This is a genomic window from Natrinema pallidum, assembly GCF_005890195.1.
Lineage (GTDB): Archaea > Halobacteriota > Halobacteria > Halobacteriales > Natrialbaceae > Natrinema > Natrinema pallidum.
Genome location: NZ_CP040637.1, coordinates 1012692 through 1031417 on the forward strand (window position 1 = coordinate 1012692; position 18726 = coordinate 1031417).

Sequence of the window (18726 nt, forward strand, 5' to 3'; positions counted from 1 at the left end):
ATGACAGCGGGCGAGCGAATCGAGACTGCGACCGAAACCCTCAATGACGTGATCATCGCCCGATCACGAACAGTCGTGATCGGGTTTCTGGTCCTCACCGTCGTCTTCGCCGGTGGATTCGGACTGGTCACCACCGATACGGATTCGACGGACTCGTTTACCGAAGACCTCCCGGAGCAGGACGCGCTTGACTCCGTCAACGAGGAGTTCGAGGGCCCGTTCCAGACCTCGGACGAGACGACACAGCTCGTCCATACCGGAGATAACGTTCTGACCAAGGAAGGCCTCATCCGGAGTCTGCTGGTCCTCGAACGCGTCGAACAGCGCGAGGACCTCCGCATGGAGTCGGCGAACGGACCCGCACCGCTTATCGCTCAGGCCATCGATCCGACGGCGACCACACCGGCCGAACAGCGGCGGGTGATCGAATCCGCGACGACTACCGAGATTCGACAGGCGATCCGGGAGCAGAGCGACGATCCCACGTTTAAGCGTACCCTGTCCACGGATTTCAACCCGACGGCGGCGTCGGCGTCGGCCTCGATCACGGTGATCTCCCACGACATCCCGAACGAGTTCACCGACGACGACTTGACCGACATTCAGCTGTCGATCAAGTCGATCGCGAGCGACCAGCCGGGCGACATTCGTGCGTTCGGGAGCGGTATCACCGACGCGGAGACCGCGAACGTCATCGGTGACTCGATGACGCTCGTCATGCCCGTAGTCGTCCTCCTGTTGCTTGCCTTCCTTGCGATCTCGTACCGGGACCCGATCGACCTCGCGCTGGGGCTCCTGGCGCTGTTGATGACGGTCATCTGGACGTTCGGTTTCCTCGGATACTCCGGGATTCCGTTCAACCAGCAGATGGTCTCCGTTCCCGTCTTGTTGTTGGCCGTCGGGGTCGACTTCGGGATTCACATCGTCAACCGGTATCGTGAGGAAACCGTCCAGGGGTACGAACCGCTCGAGGCGATGCGGACCGCGAACAATCAGCTTATGATCGCGTTCGTCATCGTCACGGTGACGACCGTCTTCGGGTTCGGGGCGAACGTGATCTCGGACCTCGGCCCCATCCGGAACATGGGAATCGCCTCGAGTGTCGGGATCATCTTCACGTTCTTCATCTTCGGAATCTTCCTTCCGGCAGCCAAGCTGGAGGTCGACCAACTTCGCGAGCGGTTCGGCGTCCCCGAGTTCGGCTCGGACCCGATCGCATCCGAGGACTCGTCCCTCGGACGCCTCCTTGCGATGCCCGCCAGGGCGAGTCGCCACGCACCGCTCGTGTTCGTCATCGTGCTCATCGTCATAGGCGGCGCGGCGGCCGGGTACGGGGCGGGAGTTGATACCTCGTTCGACACTGAGGACTTCCTGCCTCCCGAAGAGCAACCCGCGTACGTCTCATACGTCCCGGCCCCGCTCGCCCCCAACGAGTACACGGTAACGGAAACGATCAACCTCCTCGAAGACAAGTTCGCGACGGACCAAGACGAATCCGTCAAGATATACGTGGAAGGATCGTTCGAGGAGGACCACGCGCTCGAGGCTCTGGCCGACCCGAACGACGATCCACCGAGCAACCTCGCAGTCGGCTCCGGCGGCGAAGCGGAGGCACGGAGCATCATCACGGTCATCCAGGCCCACGCCGCCGAGGATCCCGAGTTCGCCGCGCTCGTCGATCGGAACGATCGGAACGACAACGACATCCCCGATCGGAACCTCGATCTGATCTACGACGAACTGTTCGCGTCGTCGGCCGGCTCGCAGGCGGAACAGTATCTGACCGAAGACCGACGCAAGGCCCAGGTCGAGTACGCCATCGATGGCGATGCGTCCCAGCAGGCGGTGGCCGCGGACGCCGCCGAGTTCGCCACCGACTTCCGCTACGAAGCGACGGCAACGGGGAATATCGTCGTCTTCGCAGCGGTGACCGACCTGATCTTCTCGTCGTCGGTCCAAGGGCTGATCCTCGCAATCGGCTTGACCGCCGTGTTCCTCGTCATCACGTACGCCGCACTCGAGCGAAAGCCGTTACTCGGGATCGTCAACGTGTTCCCGATCCTGATCGCGATCGCGCTCTTGATTGCCACAATGCGGTCCCTCGGCATGTCGCTGAACGCGCTGACGGGGACGATCCTATCGATCTCTATCGGGCTCGGGATCGCGTACTCGGTCCACGCCACGCACCGGTTCATCGACGAGTTCAAATCGGCTGACGCGTTCACCGCGCTCATGACGACGCTCTCGGGAACCGGCGGCGCGCTCATGGGGAGCATGCTCACGACGGCTCTCGGAACGGGTGCACTCGCACTCGCGATTACCCCCGTATTGGGTGACTTCGGCCTGCTAATGGCGCTGAGCGTCGTCTACTCGTTTGTGACGGCGATCGTCGCACTTCCACCCGCGATGCTCCTCTGGGCCAGCTATAACGAATCCCCATCGTTGTGGCACCGCGTGACCACTGCGGTCGGCATCCGTCACTGACCGCCTCTCCATCGAACGCCCGGTTTCGACTCGCGGACGGTCGGACGGTAAGGCGGTCCGAGTCAGTCACACGGTTGCCCCTTCGTCGTCTCTCTTCGCGCATCTCGACTCAGTACGTGGCTGCCCAGATAGACGACACGTGGGTCTCTCGAGATTACGGCCCTCGATGTCGACGGTCCGGTCGAATAACCTCTCGCGCCTCGATACACGAGCGTCACGTGCGCATGTGTGGAGCCGTGCCCATCACACGTCAGGGCCACGTTCCGACGGCCATGACGACTGTTGGGGCACGGAATCGCCGCAGCTATCGTCGCACAGAAAGGACCCGCACACCTGCTCGCACGACGGCTGTGCGATGAGTATGTCACTCGTTCCGGGTGGTGCTATCGCAACGCGTCGCCGAGATACCCTCCGGCCGGCCGCGAAATCACGTGCCGATTTCGCGCTGTGACCATCGTCGATCGGGTTTTGAACGACTGTGGACCCGCCGCTCTCGGTTGACCGCTTCGGACTCGAGACCCGTGCTCTCGAAACGAGAGTCCCCACGTCGGGGTGTTCGCAGACTGCGTGACGAGCGAACGGTGGTTCGGAGTAGTGTGGACCGCGACGAACTAGCGGTTCGTTGCGTCCGGCAGTTCGTACTGTACCGGCTCCGCGAGTTGCGTCCCGTCTCGTCTAATCGTGACGTTCAGCGGCGATTCGGTATCCGGCAACTCGTATTCGCATGTCACCGTCCCATCTCTTTCGACGGTCGTGTTACACTCGAGCAGGTATCCTTTTCGTAACGGATCCGTTTGCACTCGCATCGCGACATCGTTCCCCGGGGCGAGGTTCGTCGTTGCGTTCACGACGAGCGTCGATTCGTTCATCAGCGTTGGCTCCGACACGCTCGTGGACTGGGGAACGACAACGAACCGTTCGGTCACGACGCTCCCGTCGTCGGAAACGGGAGCGTCGTCGTAGATCTGGAACCTGACAGTGTACGTTCCGGGCTCGAGGTGGGTAGTATCGACATCGGCAACGAGCGTGTCCGTCGTCGAGTTATACGTGGTCGTCAGCGACCGGAGTGGTGCCCCGATCCGTGATCGGTCGTCTGCGGATTGGAGGCGTAGATCGACGCCGTGGGTGAGCGTTCCGAGACTCTCCACCCCATAGGAGATGTCGCCCGTCTCGACGTATTGATCCGCTCCGAAGCGAACACGAACGTCAGCGGTCCCGGTCCTGCTCGGATTCGTCGCCGCATACGCCGCAACGAACGTTTCGGACTCGGCAATCGACACCGGATCGTCGAACCGAATCGTAATCTCACCGGCGGATGTCGTCCGAACGCCCGACACGGACCCCGTCACGGACCGGTCGATGTGTCCGTCGTTGTCCGTATCGACGCCGAGGATTTCGATATCGTTCCAGGAGAGGCTTTGAATGTTCGGGGCGACGCCGCCCGCTTCATCGTAGTCGATCGATATCGTGTCCACGTCCTCGATATCCCGATCGGGGGTCTGTTGGAGGCGATGCGTCGTTTGGGCTCCCGGCCGACTATCGGTTGCAGTTACTAGCTGGTCACGTGCTGTCCGGTCCTGTAGTAGTCCTTCGATACCTCCAACGTCGAACTCGGCGCGGCCGATATCACCCTTTGCGACCGTCGTTTTCTCCGCAGTGGCGTGCATATCGACCCCACTGGCAGCGACGGTCTTTACATCAGTTCCGGGTGCGATCGCCCTGCTTCGACTCTCACCGACCGTTGGCTCTTCGATCTGTAACACGCCCGCGATACGGGACGTCTCGGTCGCTGCGATCATATTGTACCGACCGGCCTCGAGCATCGGCAGTGATTGGGTCGTCGCGTGCGTGCGAACGGTCACGCTGTCGTCCCCACCGGCAGTGAAGGCCGGTCGACCCTGCTGCTCGACTCCGTAAAACGTATTGAATCGGACGCGGACCGTCCCGTCACCGTCCTCGTCCCGAACCCGGAGGTCCGCTTTGAAGTCCCGTTGTGCGGACCGAACCAAGAGACTTGCCTCGTCGGTGTTTGCCAGCTCGAGCTGGATCGTCGCGACGTTCCCCCGTTGCTCGACGACGTTCGAATCGGCAAATTCGACGGTCCCGTCGACCGGTTGGGGCCCGATCTCGGCCCCGGTATCGACCTCGGTTCCGGACCCGGCACCCACGACTGATATCGAGAGAAGCAGACAGAGAGAGAGCACGGCGGTTGTTGTCCATAGCAGCGTACGATGCGTCATAGTAGTTGTAGACTACTTCTTTTCTTCCGGTAAGTACTTTCTGGACAGTTTCTCGTTCGGTGTCATTATGCGAGACTCGCTTCACAACGCCAACACAGGATGAGGCCACCAGTCGATAGTAGGGCGATCAATTTTGAAATACGGCACAGTATGCATCTGAATTAACGAGTCGGACACGCCCGAATACGGGTGCAGTATCGAAACGCCTGATCACTAGTGGCCGTCTCGAGGGCGTGGAAGTCGGTGATCGCCCACCAGTACTGTTCGCGTCACTCGCCAGGACGATCAGATTCGGTCGCTGGCAACCGGATATTCGCTGCGGTCCGATGAACAGGCAGCGTCGTCACTATCCGGTCAGCATTGCAAAAGAAAGGAACGTTCGGCAAGAACTGGGTGAAGGCCCAGTTACCGGTTACCGCTCAGTGCTTAGTTGTCGCGTCGGAGTGCGACCAGCGCAGCGCCGAGCAGTGCGACCAGCGCGACACCGACACCGAAGCCGGGCGTGCTGTCGTCTTCGTCGGAGTTCTCGTCGGAGTTCTCGTCGGAGTTCTCGTCGGAGTTCTCATCCGAATTGTCGTCGGAGTTGTCGTCCGAATTGTCGTCGGAGTTGTCGTCGGAGTTGTCGTCGGAGTTGTCGTCGGAGTTGTCGTCGGAGTTGTCGTCGGAGTCACCCTCTCCGGGGTCCTCGCCGCCCGTATCGATCTCGTCAACGATTTCGATGTCCGCACGGTCGGTAGTTTCACCGTCGTCGGACTCGATCGTGTAGGAGCCGACATCGAGGTTGTCAGTGCTGACCTCGACGGTCCACTGGCCGTCAGTGTCCCACTCGTCCGTGTTATTGATTTCTTTCGATTCGTCGTTCTCGTCCAGAGCCTCTACCGTGATCGTGTTGTCGTCCGGCTGGAGGTTGGTCGAACCTTCGACGATGATCGTGCCGTCGTCCGAAACGGGGTTGATGCCGTCGGCCTCATGCCCCTTGGGGTAGATCGACTCGATCGTGGTCGAAGCGTCAGTGTAGCGGAACGTTTCCGTGACCATACGGTCGTCACTTGCCGACTCGTCGACCGTCTTGTCAGCGAGCTGACTGCGGATCTGTTCGCCGCTCAGGGAGGAGCTACGGGTATCGAACCAGTTGACCATGTCTTCGATATCGCCGTTGCCCCACGTCTCGTCACGTCCATCGGAGAGAACGTGTGCGGAGACGGTACCCTGCGAGAGGTCACCAAGCGAGATGTCCTCTTCATCGAACGTGTAGTCGTCACTGTCGACAGTGGCCGTGGTCGCATACGTGCGGCCACGGTCGTCGACGAACGCGATGACGACTTCATCTTCACCGCGTGCAGCACCGTTCACGTCGATGTCTCCGTCGACGTCCTCGGCGATCTCGCCGTTGATCGTAACGAACTCAGCGGTCAGGTCACCTTCGACGACTCGGAGCGAGGAACTGGTACTGGTTCCCTGGTTGAAGTCCGAAGTGCCGATGGTGTAGAAGTTCCCTTCATCGATGCCGGCCTCGTTCCGCACTTCGTCGGCATCGGACTGGTCAATGACACCGAAGCGGTAGGTGCCGGGGAGACTGAAGACGTCCGAACCCTCGTACTCCGTATCAGAGAGCGTGATGTCTTCTTCCTCGAACGTGTCGTCCGAGTCAACGTTGATGTTCTCTGCGACTAGTTCCCAGTCACTGTTGTCGCGAGCGAAGATTGCGACTTCGTCGGAGCCGGTCGCAGTACCGTTCACGTCGATTTCAGAGCCAACGACGTAGGTGCCGTCCGGACTCTCGATCGTGATGTCACCCGTTTCCACATCGAGGGAGACATCGTCCACACTCTCTGCGTCGCCGCTGACGATATCAGCTATCTGATCAGTGCGGCTGTCACCAGCAGTGTACGACTCGTACACGTCGATGTCGATCGAGGAGTCATCGAGGTACTGGGTCTCGATCGAGCCGACAGCAGTGGTGCCGTCCATCTCGACTTCAGCCCAGGCGAACTCGCCTTCCTCGTATCCAACTGCGTTCGTATCGTCAACGTTTCGGAAGATTCCCTTAGCGTTTTCCTTGTCGAGGTTGTCACGGAATTCGGACTCCTCGATCACGACGAGGTGGTATGCGCCGTCGGTCCCACCGGTGACGGTGTACTGAACATTGTCACCGCGAGTTGCGGAGTCGTCGCTCAGTTCGAGACCAACATCGTCATCGGTGGTCAGTTCAACCGTCGTAGTTTTGACGGCATCACCGAAGTCGAGGTTTTCCGAACCCTGCGCGGTGATCGTGTATTCGCCAGCGTCCTCATCCGAAAGGTCGATCAGGACACTGTCACCGGAGTCGTCGATCGTGTCGGATTCCCCGTCCTGAAGGACCTGGTTCGTGATGTCGGAACCGTCCTCGTCCTCAACGACGACTTCGAGGAGTTCGGCCTTATCGAAGTTGTAGTCGACGACGACTTCCATTTCGCCTGCGTCATCGGTCGAGATGCTGGAGCCGTCAACGTCGGAGATGACTTCCCCGTTCTCGTCGAGGTTGTTGACGGTCAGATCCGTAACGCGGGCGGTCTGAACGTACACGTAGTCAGCTTTGGAGTCTCCACCCTTGGAATAGCGACCCGGAGTCTGATCTTCCGGAATCGAGGTCTGGAGATCAAGGAGTTCGCCCTCAGCGTTACCGCTCACACCTTCGAGGGAAGGCGTATTTTCGAAGTCACCGCCCTCAAGGACGAAGTCATCTTCGCCCTGGAAGAGCGTGTCTTCCGATACAACTGGACTGTCTGGATTATCGTACCGCTCGTTCACCGCCGCTGCTCCGCCCACGAACGCCGCGGACATCGCAACGACAGAGAGTACCATCATCGCGGTCAGGAGCACTGCGCGTCCCTTCTCGCGATAGGTTATGTTGTCTGTTGTCATATTATATCGTAGTCGTGTGTTCTGCACGGCCACGCTTGCGTTCCGATCGGGCGCTCGGTAATCGGATATTACATCCGACCCCGACTCGGCCGTCGATCCTACTTGCTTGCATGACCATGGGTAGGGGTACAGTACAACCGTTGCGAGGCTCACCATATATGCTTTGTTGTCCACCCCCGGTATTTCGCTATAATTGATCGGAAAAATAGGTCTGATTTATAGTATATTACCGGATCGCGTCGTCCGCCGAATCCGGTCTCGAGCGATGACGTCCCCGTCCGGGACTTCGATTCGACTCGCGGGCCACACCCGTACTCCGGTAATACTATCCCTGGAGTTCGTTTCGACCTCGTCCCTCGTCTCGGGCTGGTAATTAAATTTTACCGCAGGAGGGAAATCGAGATCACTGCATCCCAACGGGGAAGAACTGTTTTCGGTCGCTCACCATACTCGGCCGATCGAGAAATTCTATTCCGCGTACACGCGCGAATCAAGATAGTATTCGACTTCATTTGAGACGGCGTCGGCCCACGCATCAGCATCGGTACTGAACAGGCGACTGATCATCCCGAAGAAGACCGTCTGTAGCGTCTCGGCGACCGCATTCGGGTCACAGTCCCGGAAGTCGCCTGTTTCGATGCCCACGCGGATGATCGCTGCGATCGTCTCGGTGAACACCCGATCGCTCCGCGTGAAGTGGGCCCGGTAGGCCGGATCGTGAATCGCCTGTACGCGGAGTTCGAGCACCGTCCTGACGAACGGTTGCCGATCGTCGTCGGCATCGGCCGTTCCGAAACACCAGTTGACCACCTCCTCGAGTCGCTCGCGCGGATCGTCGATCGTCTCGTAGCTGTACTCGTCCCGAAAGTGCTCGAGGAGGTACTCGAGACACGCACGCACCAGTGCGTCCTTGTCCTCGTAGTGGTGGTAGACCAACGAGGGGCTTTGGTCGAGTTCCTCGCCGATCGCCTGCATCGTCAGATCGGCGTAGCCGCGATCCCTGAGCGTTCGATAGGTCGCCGCGAGGATTTCTTCGCGGGTATTGACCGGGTTTTCGAAGACATCGCTGCTCACGGCGACTCACCTCGATCACGAGCCGGTCGTGGTGCCGTCTCCGCGATGAGTCCGGACGAATTCTGATCGGGCACGTTCATACTCGAATGGAGCGCGTCGCGCCGGCATAACCGGTTTGATTCGATTTCGACGTAAGAAAAGTTATAACGATCGCCTTCGCGTCATCGAATAATGTGTGACAGTCCGCCCGCTGGACGCGTCGATCACGTGGCCCCGATGGCGATCGGACCGACGGTCACGCTCGGGGCTCGCTCGAGGTGGATGCCGTGAGGGATCGCCGCGCTGCAGCCCTCGTACTTGCCATTGTGACGAGTCTCGGATTGTTGCTGTCGCTCGCCGGCCCGGCAGCACTGGCTCAGCAGGCCACCGGTGAGGAGACGAGCGGTGAGCCGATCCTCGAAGTCGTCGATTCCAACCCCGACGTGACGCCCGGGACGGAAACCACGCTCGAGGTCCAACTCAAAAACGAGGGGCAACTGGGGACCGGTGCCCAGAGCGATCGCGTCCTGACCGCCCGCGGTGTGACCGCGAGGATCGACGACGCCGGCCCCTTCGAGTCCGAATCCGGCGAAGTCGGCGTCGGTCCGATCCGGGACGGCGAGATCGCAACCGCCCCGCTCGATCTAACGATCCCCGAAAACACCGATCCCGGCGAGTACGAGATCGAAATCGAGGTCGAATACGCGTATACGGCATGGGTTTCCGACGCGTCGGAGTTACAGAAACGCTTCACGAAGACCGAAACGCTCGAGATGACGGTCACGGTTCCCGACGAGCCCCGGTTTTCGATCTCGAACGTCAATACGGACGTCGCACCGGGCGGGAGCGGCGACATGACGCTCGAGATCGAAAACACCGGAACCGAGGCCGCAACCGCGACGCGCGTCGCCGTGACCGGATTCGGCGGCGTGACGATCGACGGTGGGACGAGCGAGACCGCCGTCGGCGACCTCGAGCCGGGGGAGACGACGACCACGACGGTTGAGGCGGCGATCGCGAATTCCACCAGCGCGGCGGCCAAGTCGATCGAGGCAACAGTTACGTACGAGGATCGATCGGGTGTCGAACGGACATCGACGCCCGTTCGGTCGACGTTCGCGCCCGCAGGCGAGCAGACGTTCTCGCTGCGAACGCTCGAGGGGTCCCTCTCGGTCGGCTACGAGGGAACCGTGACGGGTGAGATCGTCAACGACGGCCCGCGACCGGTCGACGACGCGGTGTTGGTCGTCGAACCGATGAGCGACTCGCTGTTCGTCGAAGACACCCGCTACGCGCTCCCCGAACTGAAGTCGGGTGAGGCCGCGACGTTTACCTACCCGATGGAAGTAAGCGGCCAGGCCGACCCGGGTGCCCGGCAGCTCCGATTTACCGTCGAATACACCGGCAGCGGGGACGCGACCCTGCGGGACGGCCCGATCTCCGAGCGGGTCGTGGTCGACGACCGGACCGACGAGTTCTCGATCGGCGACGACAACGCGTCGGTCCGGCAGGGCGAGACGAGCGATCTCGTCCTCGAGATCACGAATCAGCGCCCGGAGACGGTGACGAACATCGACGCCAGACTCTACACCGAAGGGGATCTCGACACGTCGGACGACGAAGCCTTCGTCAAGGAACTCGAGCCCGGGGAGTCGGCCACGATTCCGTTCGATATCTCGGCGTCGATGGCTGCGACCGTCGAGACGCATCCGGTCGAACTCGACTTCGAGTACGACACCGCACGCGGTGAGACGGTCCTCTCGGACGTTTATACCCACCCGATCGACGTCGAACCCGGTACAGACGGCGGTGGCGGGTTCCCGTCGCTGATCGTCGGCATGCTCGGTGTCCTCGCCGTGACCGGAATCGGGATCGGCCTCTGGTTGCGACGGGACTGACCGATGCCGGACCTCGATGAAATCCGCGGCGGGACCGACTCAACGGAGCACGAGTCGTCGCTCGGACGGCGGGTCAATGCAGTGATCACCGACCGACCCTGGCAGGTCGTTCTCGCGTTCGTCATCGTTACCGTGCTGTTCGTCGGTGGTATGGGTGGCGGTGGCGAACAACAGGCCGGAACCGACCAGTTTACCGACGGGCTCGAAGAACAGGAGGCGCTCGAGGACATGCAGGACGATTTCCAGGCCGAGGGCCGCGAGAGCGGCAACTCGAGCGCGAACCTCTTCATCACCGACGAGCGAAACACCCTCTCGAAGTCGAGTCTCCGTCGGATGCTCGTGTTCCAGGAGCGTGCGGAACACGCGGACGGACTCAGGATCGCATCGACGACGAGTCCGGCCTCGTTGGTCGCTCGCCAACTCGATCCGGACGCTGAAACACGCGAGGAACAGCGACGTGCCGTCGAGCGGGCTACCCAACGGGACCTGGAAGCGGCGATCGCGGATGCCGACGAAGCCGCGGGGTTGCCGGTGAGTACGGACTTCACCCGGGAGTCGGCACAGGCCGACGTCGCGCAGATCGCGGTCACGTACGAGACGCCCCCGAAGGCCGATTCGGACGACAGAGCCGAATTACAGACTGGGACCGTCGAGTTAGCGAACGAGATCGAGGGCTACGAGACGGGTGAAAACGTCGAGGTGTTCGGTGACGCAATCATTCAGGAAGAGACGCTGCAGTTGCTCGGCGACACCGCGATCGTCGTGTTCCCGGCGGCGCTGGTGTTGATCATGTTTTTCCTGTTGGTCGCGTACCGCGACCCGATCGATCTCGCGCTCGGATTGGTCGCGCTGGTCATGACGTTGATCTGGACGTTCGGATTCATGGGCTATGCGAACATCCCGTTCTCGGACTCGCTGATCACGGTCTTTCCGCTGTTGCTCGCCGTCGGGATCGACTTCGGAATCCACATCATCAACCGGTATCGCGAAGAGCGGGCGGCGGGAGCGGAGATCGGCGACGCAATGGCCATCACGTCGCGACAGCTCTCGGGTGCATTCTTGATCGTCACGCTCACGACCGTCATCGGGTTCGCCGCGAACCTGACGAGTTCGCTCTCCCAACTTCGTGATTTCGGTATCGTCGCCGCCGTCGGTATTAGCTTCACCTTCCTCATCTTCGGTTTCTTCCTGCCGGCCGGGAAGGTCGGCCTGGACGGACTCCGTGAGGGGACCCGTATGCCGAGTTTCGGAACGAGACCCCTCGGAAGCGAGGACTCGATCCTCGGACGCGTTCTCCCCGTGGGAACGAAAGCGGCACGGATCGCTCCCGTCATCGTCCTCGTGAGCGCGCTCGTCTTCGGTGCGGCAGCGGCCGGCTACGGGACGGGCGTCGACACGGAGTTCTCACAGGAGGCGTTCTTCCCGGACGAGGAGCGGATCGCCCAGTACGAACGGCTTCCCGAGCCGTTTGCACCCGGCGAGTATACGTTCATGACCGTCCTCGACTACCTCGAGGAGGACTTCGATCAGGGGTTCGTGGGCTCGGTTACCGTCTACGTCGACGACCCCGACGTCAGATCGGCCGCCGCATTCCGCGAGGTCGACCGTGCAGTCACGGAGCCGCCCGACGCGTTCGTCGAAACCGACCGGCGGGCAGAAGCGGACAGTCTCGTAAGCGCTCTTAAAGAACGGCAATCGACCGATCCCGAGTTCGCAGCGACGGTCACGCGAGCCGATTCGAACGGCGACGAACTGCCGAACCGAAACGTCGATCACGTCTACGACGAACTGCTCGAGTCGGACGCCGCTCACCAGTACGTCACGAGCGACCGGAGCGCGACCCGGATCGTCTACCAGGTGGACGTCGATGCCGATCAGACCGATGCGACGAACGCCGCCGAGGCGGTCGCCGCCAACATGTCCATGGACGCGACGGCCACGGGGAGTCTGGTGGTCAATCAGGCCGTCATCGACCGCATCAGCGACTCGGCGATCAGGAGCCTCATCGTCGCGTTCATCCTCACCGCGGGCTTCCTGATGCTGTCCTACTGGTGGCTCGAGAGCCGGATGATCTACGGTGTGATCAACCTCGTGCCGGTCCTCGTGACGGTCGCGATGCTCGCGGCGTCGATGCGGCTGTTCGATGTCCCGCTGTCGCCGTTTAATGCACCCATCCTTTCGGTCTCGATCGGACTGGGCGTCGACTACACGGTCCACTTCATGCACCGATTCGTCGACGAGTACGAGGCCGGGGCCGACGTCCACGAGGCGCTGGCGGTTACCGTTCGCGGAACCGGCGGTGCCCTGACGGGCAGCATGCTCACGACCGTCTGCGGACTCGGCGTGTTGTATCTCGCCTTGATCCCCCTGATCATGGAGTTCGGACTCCTGCTCGCGTTGGGGGTCTTCTATGCCTACCTCACGTCGATCCTCCTCCTTCCCTCGACGATCGTCGTCTGGGATCGCCTCGAGCGGCGATTCGGTCCACTCGATGACGTGCAGTGGCGGGCGTCGGTTCGCTCACTGACCGGGAAGTACTAGACGGCCCGAGCCGGGGCGAGACGTGCTTTGCGACGTGTTCGTTCCCGGACGGGAATACAGAACGGCGACAGATCGTTCTACCGATCGTCACCGACCCCAGTTCGGGGATGACGACGTTCAGCCGAGATGGCCCACGAAGTCCTCGAGGCGGAACGAGTCGCGCTAAAACTGATTAAAAGAGTCCCGTAATGAATCCGAGTCCCATGAGGATGAGGACCGACGCCGAAAATGCCGGGAGATACGGTGTGTACTGCTCGAGTTCGTGTTCGAAGTTTTGATAGCCTGCGATCAGTAGCAGCGTCAGCCCGACGATACCGATGACGACCGTGATGGCGTATGCGCCCATCAGTTCGAGACAGTAATTCGAGCCGGCGCACAGCGCGATAATCTCGAACTCCTCCTCGTGAGCGAACCCGAGGACGAACGCAAACCATGCGATTCCGAGAAGGCCACGGGCAGCGGTATCGTCGGGTTCATCGTGCGAATGAGTGTGTGAGGGATCTCCTCCGAACGGGAGGCGTCGCTTCAGCCGAGCCAGTCCCCCATCCGACGAACCGATGTCGTGCTCGTGGCCGTGCTCTGCGGGGGAGTGATCGTGGCTGTGGTCGCCGTGGATGTGTCCGGCCTCTCCGTGCGAGTGGCCGTGGGTGTATTCGCGAATCCCGAGTGCGAGAAGCAGTAGCCCGGCGACGAGACTCACAGGGCCGCCGATTTGGACGTCGCCGAAAACCGTGAGTGGGTCATTGAGTCGTGTGAGGTCGAAGTAGTCCGTCGCGTAGAAGAAGACGGCCACCATTGCGAGGCTGCTGATGAGATGGCCGATTCCGATGAGCAGACTCGCCGCAAGCCCGTACACCCATTTGTTCGTTTGATCGAGCGCGTACGAGGCGGCGACCGGCCAGCCGTGGCCCGGTTCGATCCCATGGATCGCACCGAGCACGACAGCACCGACGAGCGGACCAAGTATCTCGTGTGGAACCATCGACTCACTCGACACGCAGAAACCAGCAAGCTTAGGGATTGTTAATACCGGATCGGGGGATTCGTCATAACGACCCTCTTGTATCTGCGCGAGTCAGTTGAACTCGATGCGAACGAGTTTCAACATCCCCGACGAAGTGATCGAGGAGTTCGACCGGGTGTGGAAGGACGAGGGGCTCGAGAATCGGTCCCGAGCCGTCAGAGAAGCGATGCTGGAGTTCATCGAAGCCCACGCTCGACTCGAGGATACGATCGGTGAGATCGTCGCGCTCGTGGGATTCGACTACCGTCATCACGACGTGATTCAGGAACTCCACGGCGTCCAACACGAGTATCAGGACGTGATCCTCAATACGAGCCACACGCATCAAGGCGAGTGGTGTCTCGAATCGCTGTTCTGTCGCGGTTCCGCCGAACGGGTGCGCGAACTCACGTATCGACTACGTGATTTCGACGGGGTGCGCCGAGTGAAAGTGATGGTCATCCGCGATAGTGAACTGTGATCGAAGAACCAGCTGAACAGCAATCGGAAACGTCCCAACCGAACAGACCGGTACACGCCCTCCGATATTCCCGTTGTGCTATCTCTTGTCCCGTTGTTCGACCTTGTTCAGGTCAATAACTCGCGTTACAAATTTCGCTCAGTTTGCCTCTTTCTGCCCCCGTACCGACGGGTTCAGTTCGTCTTTAGTTCTTTAACCACCGCCGCAGGATTCCCTTGAACGACGACCTCGTCAGGAACGTCCTCGGTTACGACTTCGCCGGACGCGATGACGGCGTCATCTCCAACCGTCACGCCGGGGTTGAGAATCGCCTGGCCACCAATCCAGACGTTGTCACCGACCGTGACCGGTTTTCCGTACTCCGGCCCCTTGATTCGCTCAGTTGCATCGAGCGGATGAGTCGCCGTGTAGATGTGGACGCCCGGTCCGAGTTGGCAGTTCTTCCCGATGTCCACCCGGCACACGTCCAAGACGACGCAGTCGAAGGTCGTCGGCGTCGTAGAGGTCTCCGTTCAGCATCTTCTCCTTCGAGATCATCGGTCTTCGTGTTCTCTTTCTGCCGAAAAAAGAGACGGGAGTGTCCGGGGCGAGCGAATGCCGGGCTATCCTACTCGCTACCGACTCTCCCGTTGCTCAACTTTGTTCAGGTCGCTGAAACCCACCATGGATTCTCGTGGAAAATAGAGCTGTTATGCATTCGAGGTCGCCGATATCAGTCGTCAGAGACCTCGAACCACAACCCTATATAAAGAAACAACGATGGTGATATGAGGCCCTTGTTGAATCCCTCGGTCGGTGATATGTTTCAGGATTTGTGCTGCATACACGTCGCGAGTCTCGCACGATCCGGCGCGAGAACGTAGGCGTCGGGATCGTTCAGGACAGACTCAGAAAGAATCAACGGTCGTCTCATACTCGAGATTCGATACGCCATCGACAGCATCCACGACAACCTCGGGTGCGGTCGCCTGCTCCTCGTGTTCGGGTGCCCCGTACCAGATTTAATGGATTTCAGACGAACACATCCGTATGGTTCTTGACCTTCAGGTCAAGACAGACGACCCGGTTTCCACCCGTGTCAGGGCGGTAATTGAACAGGCTATCGCACCGGAGACGCGCAATTCGTACGACGCGGATGCGTTCTTTGCGGACTCGTTTATCCAGCGCCATACCGAGTTTGAATCATTCGACGCGTTTTGCCAAGCTAGCCCCTGCGAGCGTGATTCTATCGCTGGCATCCGACGACTGTCTGCCAATGAGCGCAACGACTTTGTGGAACGGACGACCGATTTCGAGAGGTGGTCAGAAATGAAAGAAAGCTCCGCCGTGGCAGACCTCATCACACTGACTCACGTCTGATTACCCTGAACCGACAACAGCGGCGAGGGCGTGGTACAGCGCGAAACTGATCGCTGCACCGCCGACCATCGAACCGATCCACGCACCGACTGTATAGCCCGTCTTCTTGGCAGATACGCCACCTGACTCGGACGACCCACCGACGAGACCGGCCCCGACGATACTCGAAATCATCACCTTGTTGAACGAGATAGGGAAGCCGAGGACGATCGCGGTCTGCGCGACGAGGAACGCAGGGATGAACGCGGCAATCGACCGCTTGGGCCCAAGAGACGCGTACTCGCGGGACACAGCCTGAATGAGTCGCGGCGACCGAATCCAGCCGCCCAACAGGATACCGAGGCCGCCGAGCGCGAGCAAGTACAGCCCCGGCAGTCCGAGTGCGGACGAGAAGACAGGCTCCAGCGGCCCGGTTGCGAGGCCGACCTGCGTCCCGCCGCTCGTAAACACGACGACGAGGGCGAGCGCAATCAGGATGCGATTGATCCCCGTCGTCACGTCCTTGTCCAACTGTCTGTAGGTCACCCCGACCGCGGCGAGTGCCACGACGACGCTGACGAGGACGACCACGAGTCCGTCGATCCCGAAGAGCCCAAACTGCCCCGCCAGGTGATGAGCAAGGAAGCCGGCGATCGAACCCTGCTCACCGCGTGGCGTCGAGACGAACGAGAGCTGGACGTTGGCCAGCGCGTACCCGACACCGGCGACCAGCAACGGGATGGAGATCGTGTCGGGAATCCGGTCGCCAAGCAAGAGTCGTGCAAGACCGTAGGCGAGTACCCCCTCAACGACCGGGATTGCGAACCAGAACCCGAGAATCTGGAGGTACGTTCCGACCGCGAGGCCACCGCCGAGTGCGAGGCCCGCGCCGACGGCGGCCCCGCTCACGGTGAACGCGGAGGGGATCGGATAGCCGTAGGTATTGCCGATCGTGATGAGCGTGGCTGCCGTGAGCAACGTCGCGGCAGCGGCGAGGGGTGTGATCGTGACCCCTGTAATCAGCCCATGCCCGATAGTCTTCGAGATACTGCCGCCCTGTGCGACGGCCCCGAGACCGGCGACGATACCGACCACTAACGCTCCCTTGAGGGTCGAGATCGCGTTCGCGCCGACAGCAGGCGCAATGGGTGCGGAGTTGCTGTTCGCTCCGACGGTAAACGCCATGAATAGCGACGTGCCGAGTGCGATAGCTACGATTCCAATGACAGATGACATACGAGGTGGAGAACCCGTTACGTGGCCGGTGAGTACTCATCGATTAATGCCTTTCTGTTCGTTCCCGTTGGTGATCACGATTCACGATCGTGGCCTTTCAGATTACAAGAAACACACGCGTTCCTCGCAGTTGATCCAGCCTACTCCCGAGTCGAACACAGTCAACGTGCTGCATTCATGCTCTATATTCAGCACGCACCACCTGTCACTTCCCGAGTGGTTTAACAAAGCCGAACATCCAATTATATTGGCTGTCTGTCTCGTTGATTTATGTCCTACTTAAAGAGTATTCTCCACGAATCGAAATCACCGCGCCGTCCGGCGATTTACCGGTTTTGTCTTTGTTCTACCTTGTTCAGTTCGATCAGGAGTCGGAAAATCGCCTTGACGAGGTTCGCGTCGACGTCGAACCGTTCGGCGTTCTCCCCCGCACGCTCCATGACCTGCTGTTCCTGTGTTTCGTCGGTCGTCGGCAACCCCTGTTCGTCTTTGACCGCGGCGATGGTATCCGCGACGTAGGTTCGCTGGGCGATCAACTCGACGAGTTCCCGGTCGATCGTCCGGATCTCCGCGCGCAGTTCGTCGAGGTCCATCTCCTCGGGGGTCCGTTCCGCTTCGTCGATTCCGCCGTCCGTCGCCGCATCAGTTGGGTCTCGAGTCATATCCGTCGTGTGCCGTCCGTTCGCGTTCGCAGTAACCGTGTCGTTCCGTCCCGCTCGCTCCACCGTTCCTGAACCGTCTCGAGCGCGTCCCGCTCCCCGACGGCGACGTAGCTCGGGCCGGTGCCCGACAGCGAAACGCCGGTCACGTCAGGCAAGGCGTCGATCATCGGCCCCGTCGGGAACTCGAGTGCAGCCGAGAAGGCGAAGCCGTTGACGGTCATCGCCTCGCCGTAGCGGCCGTCGAGCGCGAGTTCTTCGACGAGGGCGGCCATCGGGGCGACGCGTTCGCAGGCCGATACGTCGGCGTCGGCGCTGTAGGCCTGTTCGGGCGGCGTGTAGACCAGCGCGTTCCAATCGACCTCCTCGCGAGCGAGGAGCGCGTCGGCCGTGTTGTCGGTCACCGTCACGCCGCCGAGCATGCTCGCACTGGCGTCGTCGAACGCCCCGGTCGCCGTCACGCCGGCGTCGCGGGCGGCCCGAACGCCCAGTCGGCAGGCGTCGATCCGCTCGACCGCGTCGGCGACTGCGAGGGCGTCCAGCGTCGCGAGCACCGTCGCGTTGGCGGCGGCGCTGGAACTCTTCAGCCCGGCGGCCATGGGTACCTCGCTTTCGGTGCGGACTCGAGCGCCGACCATCGAGTCGTCCAGCCCGGCCTGCTCGGCGTACTCACCGATCGCCATCGCCACACAGCGTTCGATGAGCGTCGTCTCGGCCTCGGGTTGGCCGGCGACCTCGCCGACGACCTCGCCGTCCTCGGTGAGTTCGACGGTCGCGGTCGTCTCGAGATCGATCGCGAACGCCGACCCGGTGCCGGTCGCAAGCGCGTTGAGTACCGTCCCGGCTGCGGGGGCGACAGCACGGCCATCCATACCCGGACACTCTCAGA

Annotated in this window: 12 protein-coding genes and 1 pseudogene; 5 read left to right on the forward strand and 8 right to left on the reverse strand. The window is 61.1% G+C overall.

Annotated features, from left to right (window positions below; translation table 11 throughout):
• Nucleotides 1–2484, forward strand: coding sequence for an efflux RND transporter permease subunit (locus FGF80_RS04920; protein ID WP_138652550.1), 2484 nt, complete (start codon nt 1–3; stop codon nt 2482–2484).
• 611 nt (nt 2485–3095) lie between these two features.
• Here the strand turns inward: FGF80_RS04920 and FGF80_RS04925 are convergent.
• The 3 genes from FGF80_RS04925 to FGF80_RS04935 form a co-directional block, all read right to left on the reverse strand.
• Nucleotides 3096–4724: a DUF7827 domain-containing protein gene (locus FGF80_RS04925; protein ID WP_238705349.1), complete on the reverse strand. Its 1629-nt coding sequence runs from the start codon at nt 4722–4724 to the stop codon at nt 3096–3098.
• Nucleotides 4725–5150: 426 nt separating this feature from the next.
• On the reverse strand, nt 5151–7628 hold the full coding sequence (gene csg / locus FGF80_RS04930) for an HVO_2072 family ArtA-dependent S-layer glycoprotein (RefSeq protein ID WP_138652552.1): 2478 nt from the start codon (nt 7626–7628) through the stop codon (nt 5151–5153).
• Between the two features lie 468 nt (nt 7629–8096).
• On the reverse strand, nt 8097–8702 hold the full coding sequence (locus tag FGF80_RS04935; protein ID WP_138652554.1) for a TetR/AcrR family transcriptional regulator: 606 nt from the start codon (nt 8700–8702) through the stop codon (nt 8097–8099).
• 266 nt (nt 8703–8968) lie between these two features.
• Here FGF80_RS04935 and FGF80_RS04940 point away from each other — a divergent pair, with 266 nt between their 5' ends.
• Both FGF80_RS04940 and FGF80_RS04945 read left to right on the forward strand, forming a co-directional pair.
• Nucleotides 8969–10579: a COG1361 S-layer family protein gene (locus FGF80_RS04940; RefSeq protein ID WP_138652556.1), complete on the forward strand. Its 1611-nt coding sequence runs from the start codon at nt 8969–8971 to the stop codon at nt 10577–10579.
• A gap of 3 nt (nt 10580–10582) precedes the next feature.
• The gene (locus FGF80_RS04945; protein ID WP_138652558.1) at nt 10583–13120 is read left to right on the forward strand and encodes an efflux RND transporter permease subunit; all 2538 of its coding nucleotides are present in this window, start codon (nt 10583–10585) and stop codon (nt 13118–13120) included.
• Between the two features lie 172 nt (nt 13121–13292).
• On the opposite strand, the gene FGF80_RS04950 is transcribed toward FGF80_RS04945, so the two are convergent.
• Complete coding sequence (locus FGF80_RS04950) at nt 13293–14102, reverse strand: hypothetical protein (RefSeq protein WP_138652560.1); 810 nt, start codon at nt 14100–14102, stop codon at nt 13293–13295.
• A gap of 106 nt (nt 14103–14208) precedes the next feature.
• Here FGF80_RS04950 and FGF80_RS04955 point away from each other — a divergent pair, with 106 nt between their 5' ends.
• Complete coding sequence (locus tag FGF80_RS04955) at nt 14209–14604, forward strand: CopG family ribbon-helix-helix protein (protein ID WP_138652562.1); 396 nt, start codon at nt 14209–14211, stop codon at nt 14602–14604.
• 173 nt (nt 14605–14777) lie between these two features.
• Here the strand turns inward: FGF80_RS04955 and FGF80_RS04960 are convergent.
• Nucleotides 14778–15089: pseudogene (locus FGF80_RS04960) on the reverse strand (DapH/DapD/GlmU-related protein); the annotation flags it as partial.
• A gap of 544 nt (nt 15090–15633) precedes the next feature.
• Here FGF80_RS04960 and FGF80_RS04965 point away from each other — a divergent pair.
• On the forward strand, nt 15634–15963 hold the full coding sequence (locus FGF80_RS04965; RefSeq protein WP_138652566.1) for a hypothetical protein: 330 nt from the start codon (nt 15634–15636) through the stop codon (nt 15961–15963).
• Here the strand turns inward: FGF80_RS04965 and FGF80_RS04970 are convergent, their stop codons facing one another.
• From FGF80_RS04970 to FGF80_RS04980, 3 genes are all read right to left on the reverse strand, one after another.
• Nucleotides 15964–17178, reverse strand: a complete 1215-nt coding sequence (locus FGF80_RS04970; RefSeq protein ID WP_138652568.1) for an inorganic phosphate transporter — start codon at nt 17176–17178, stop codon at nt 15964–15966.
• A 326-nt stretch (nt 17179–17504) separates the two neighbouring features.
• Nucleotides 17505–17840, reverse strand: coding sequence for a chorismate mutase (locus FGF80_RS04975; protein WP_006184316.1), 336 nt, complete (start codon nt 17838–17840; stop codon nt 17505–17507).
• Nucleotides 17837–18709 carry a shikimate kinase gene (locus FGF80_RS04980; RefSeq protein WP_138652570.1) on the reverse strand — a complete coding sequence of 291 codons (873 nt, stop codon included), beginning with the start codon at nt 18707–18709 and terminating at the stop codon, nt 17837–17839. The genes FGF80_RS04975 and FGF80_RS04980 overlap by 4 nt, the downstream gene beginning before the upstream one ends.
• Nucleotides 18710–18726: the final 17 nt, after the last annotated feature.

What these genes read in the sequence shown, in the direction of transcription:
- FGF80_RS04920 (WP_138652550.1), top strand. Translation starts at nt 1, where the DNA reads ATGACAGCGGGCGAGCGAATCGAGACTGCGACCGAAACCCTCAATGAC.
- FGF80_RS04925 (WP_238705349.1), bottom strand. Translation starts at nt 4,724, where the DNA reads ATGACGCATCGTACGCTGCTATGGACAACAACCGCCGTGCTCTCTCTC.
- csg (WP_138652552.1), bottom strand. Translation starts at nt 7,628, where the DNA reads ATGACAACAGACAACATAACCTATCGCGAGAAGGGACGCGCAGTGCTC.
- FGF80_RS04945 (WP_138652558.1), top strand. Translation starts at nt 10,583, where the DNA reads ATGCCGGACCTCGATGAAATCCGCGGCGGGACCGACTCAACGGAGCAC.
- FGF80_RS04950 (WP_138652560.1), bottom strand. Translation starts at nt 14,102, where the DNA reads ATGGTTCCACACGAGATACTTGGTCCGCTCGTCGGTGCTGTCGTGCTC.
- FGF80_RS04955 (WP_138652562.1), top strand. Translation starts at nt 14,209, where the DNA reads ATGCGAACGAGTTTCAACATCCCCGACGAAGTGATCGAGGAGTTCGAC.
- FGF80_RS04965 (WP_138652566.1), top strand. Translation starts at nt 15,634, where the DNA reads ATGGTTCTTGACCTTCAGGTCAAGACAGACGACCCGGTTTCCACCCGT.
- FGF80_RS04970 (WP_138652568.1), bottom strand. Translation starts at nt 17,178, where the DNA reads ATGTCATCTGTCATTGGAATCGTAGCTATCGCACTCGGCACGTCGCTA.
- FGF80_RS04975 (WP_006184316.1), bottom strand. Translation starts at nt 17,840, where the DNA reads ATGACTCGAGACCCAACTGATGCGGCGACGGACGGCGGAATCGACGAA.
- FGF80_RS04980 (WP_138652570.1), bottom strand. Translation starts at nt 18,709, where the DNA reads ATGGATGGCCGTGCTGTCGCCCCCGCAGCCGGGACGGTACTCAACGCG.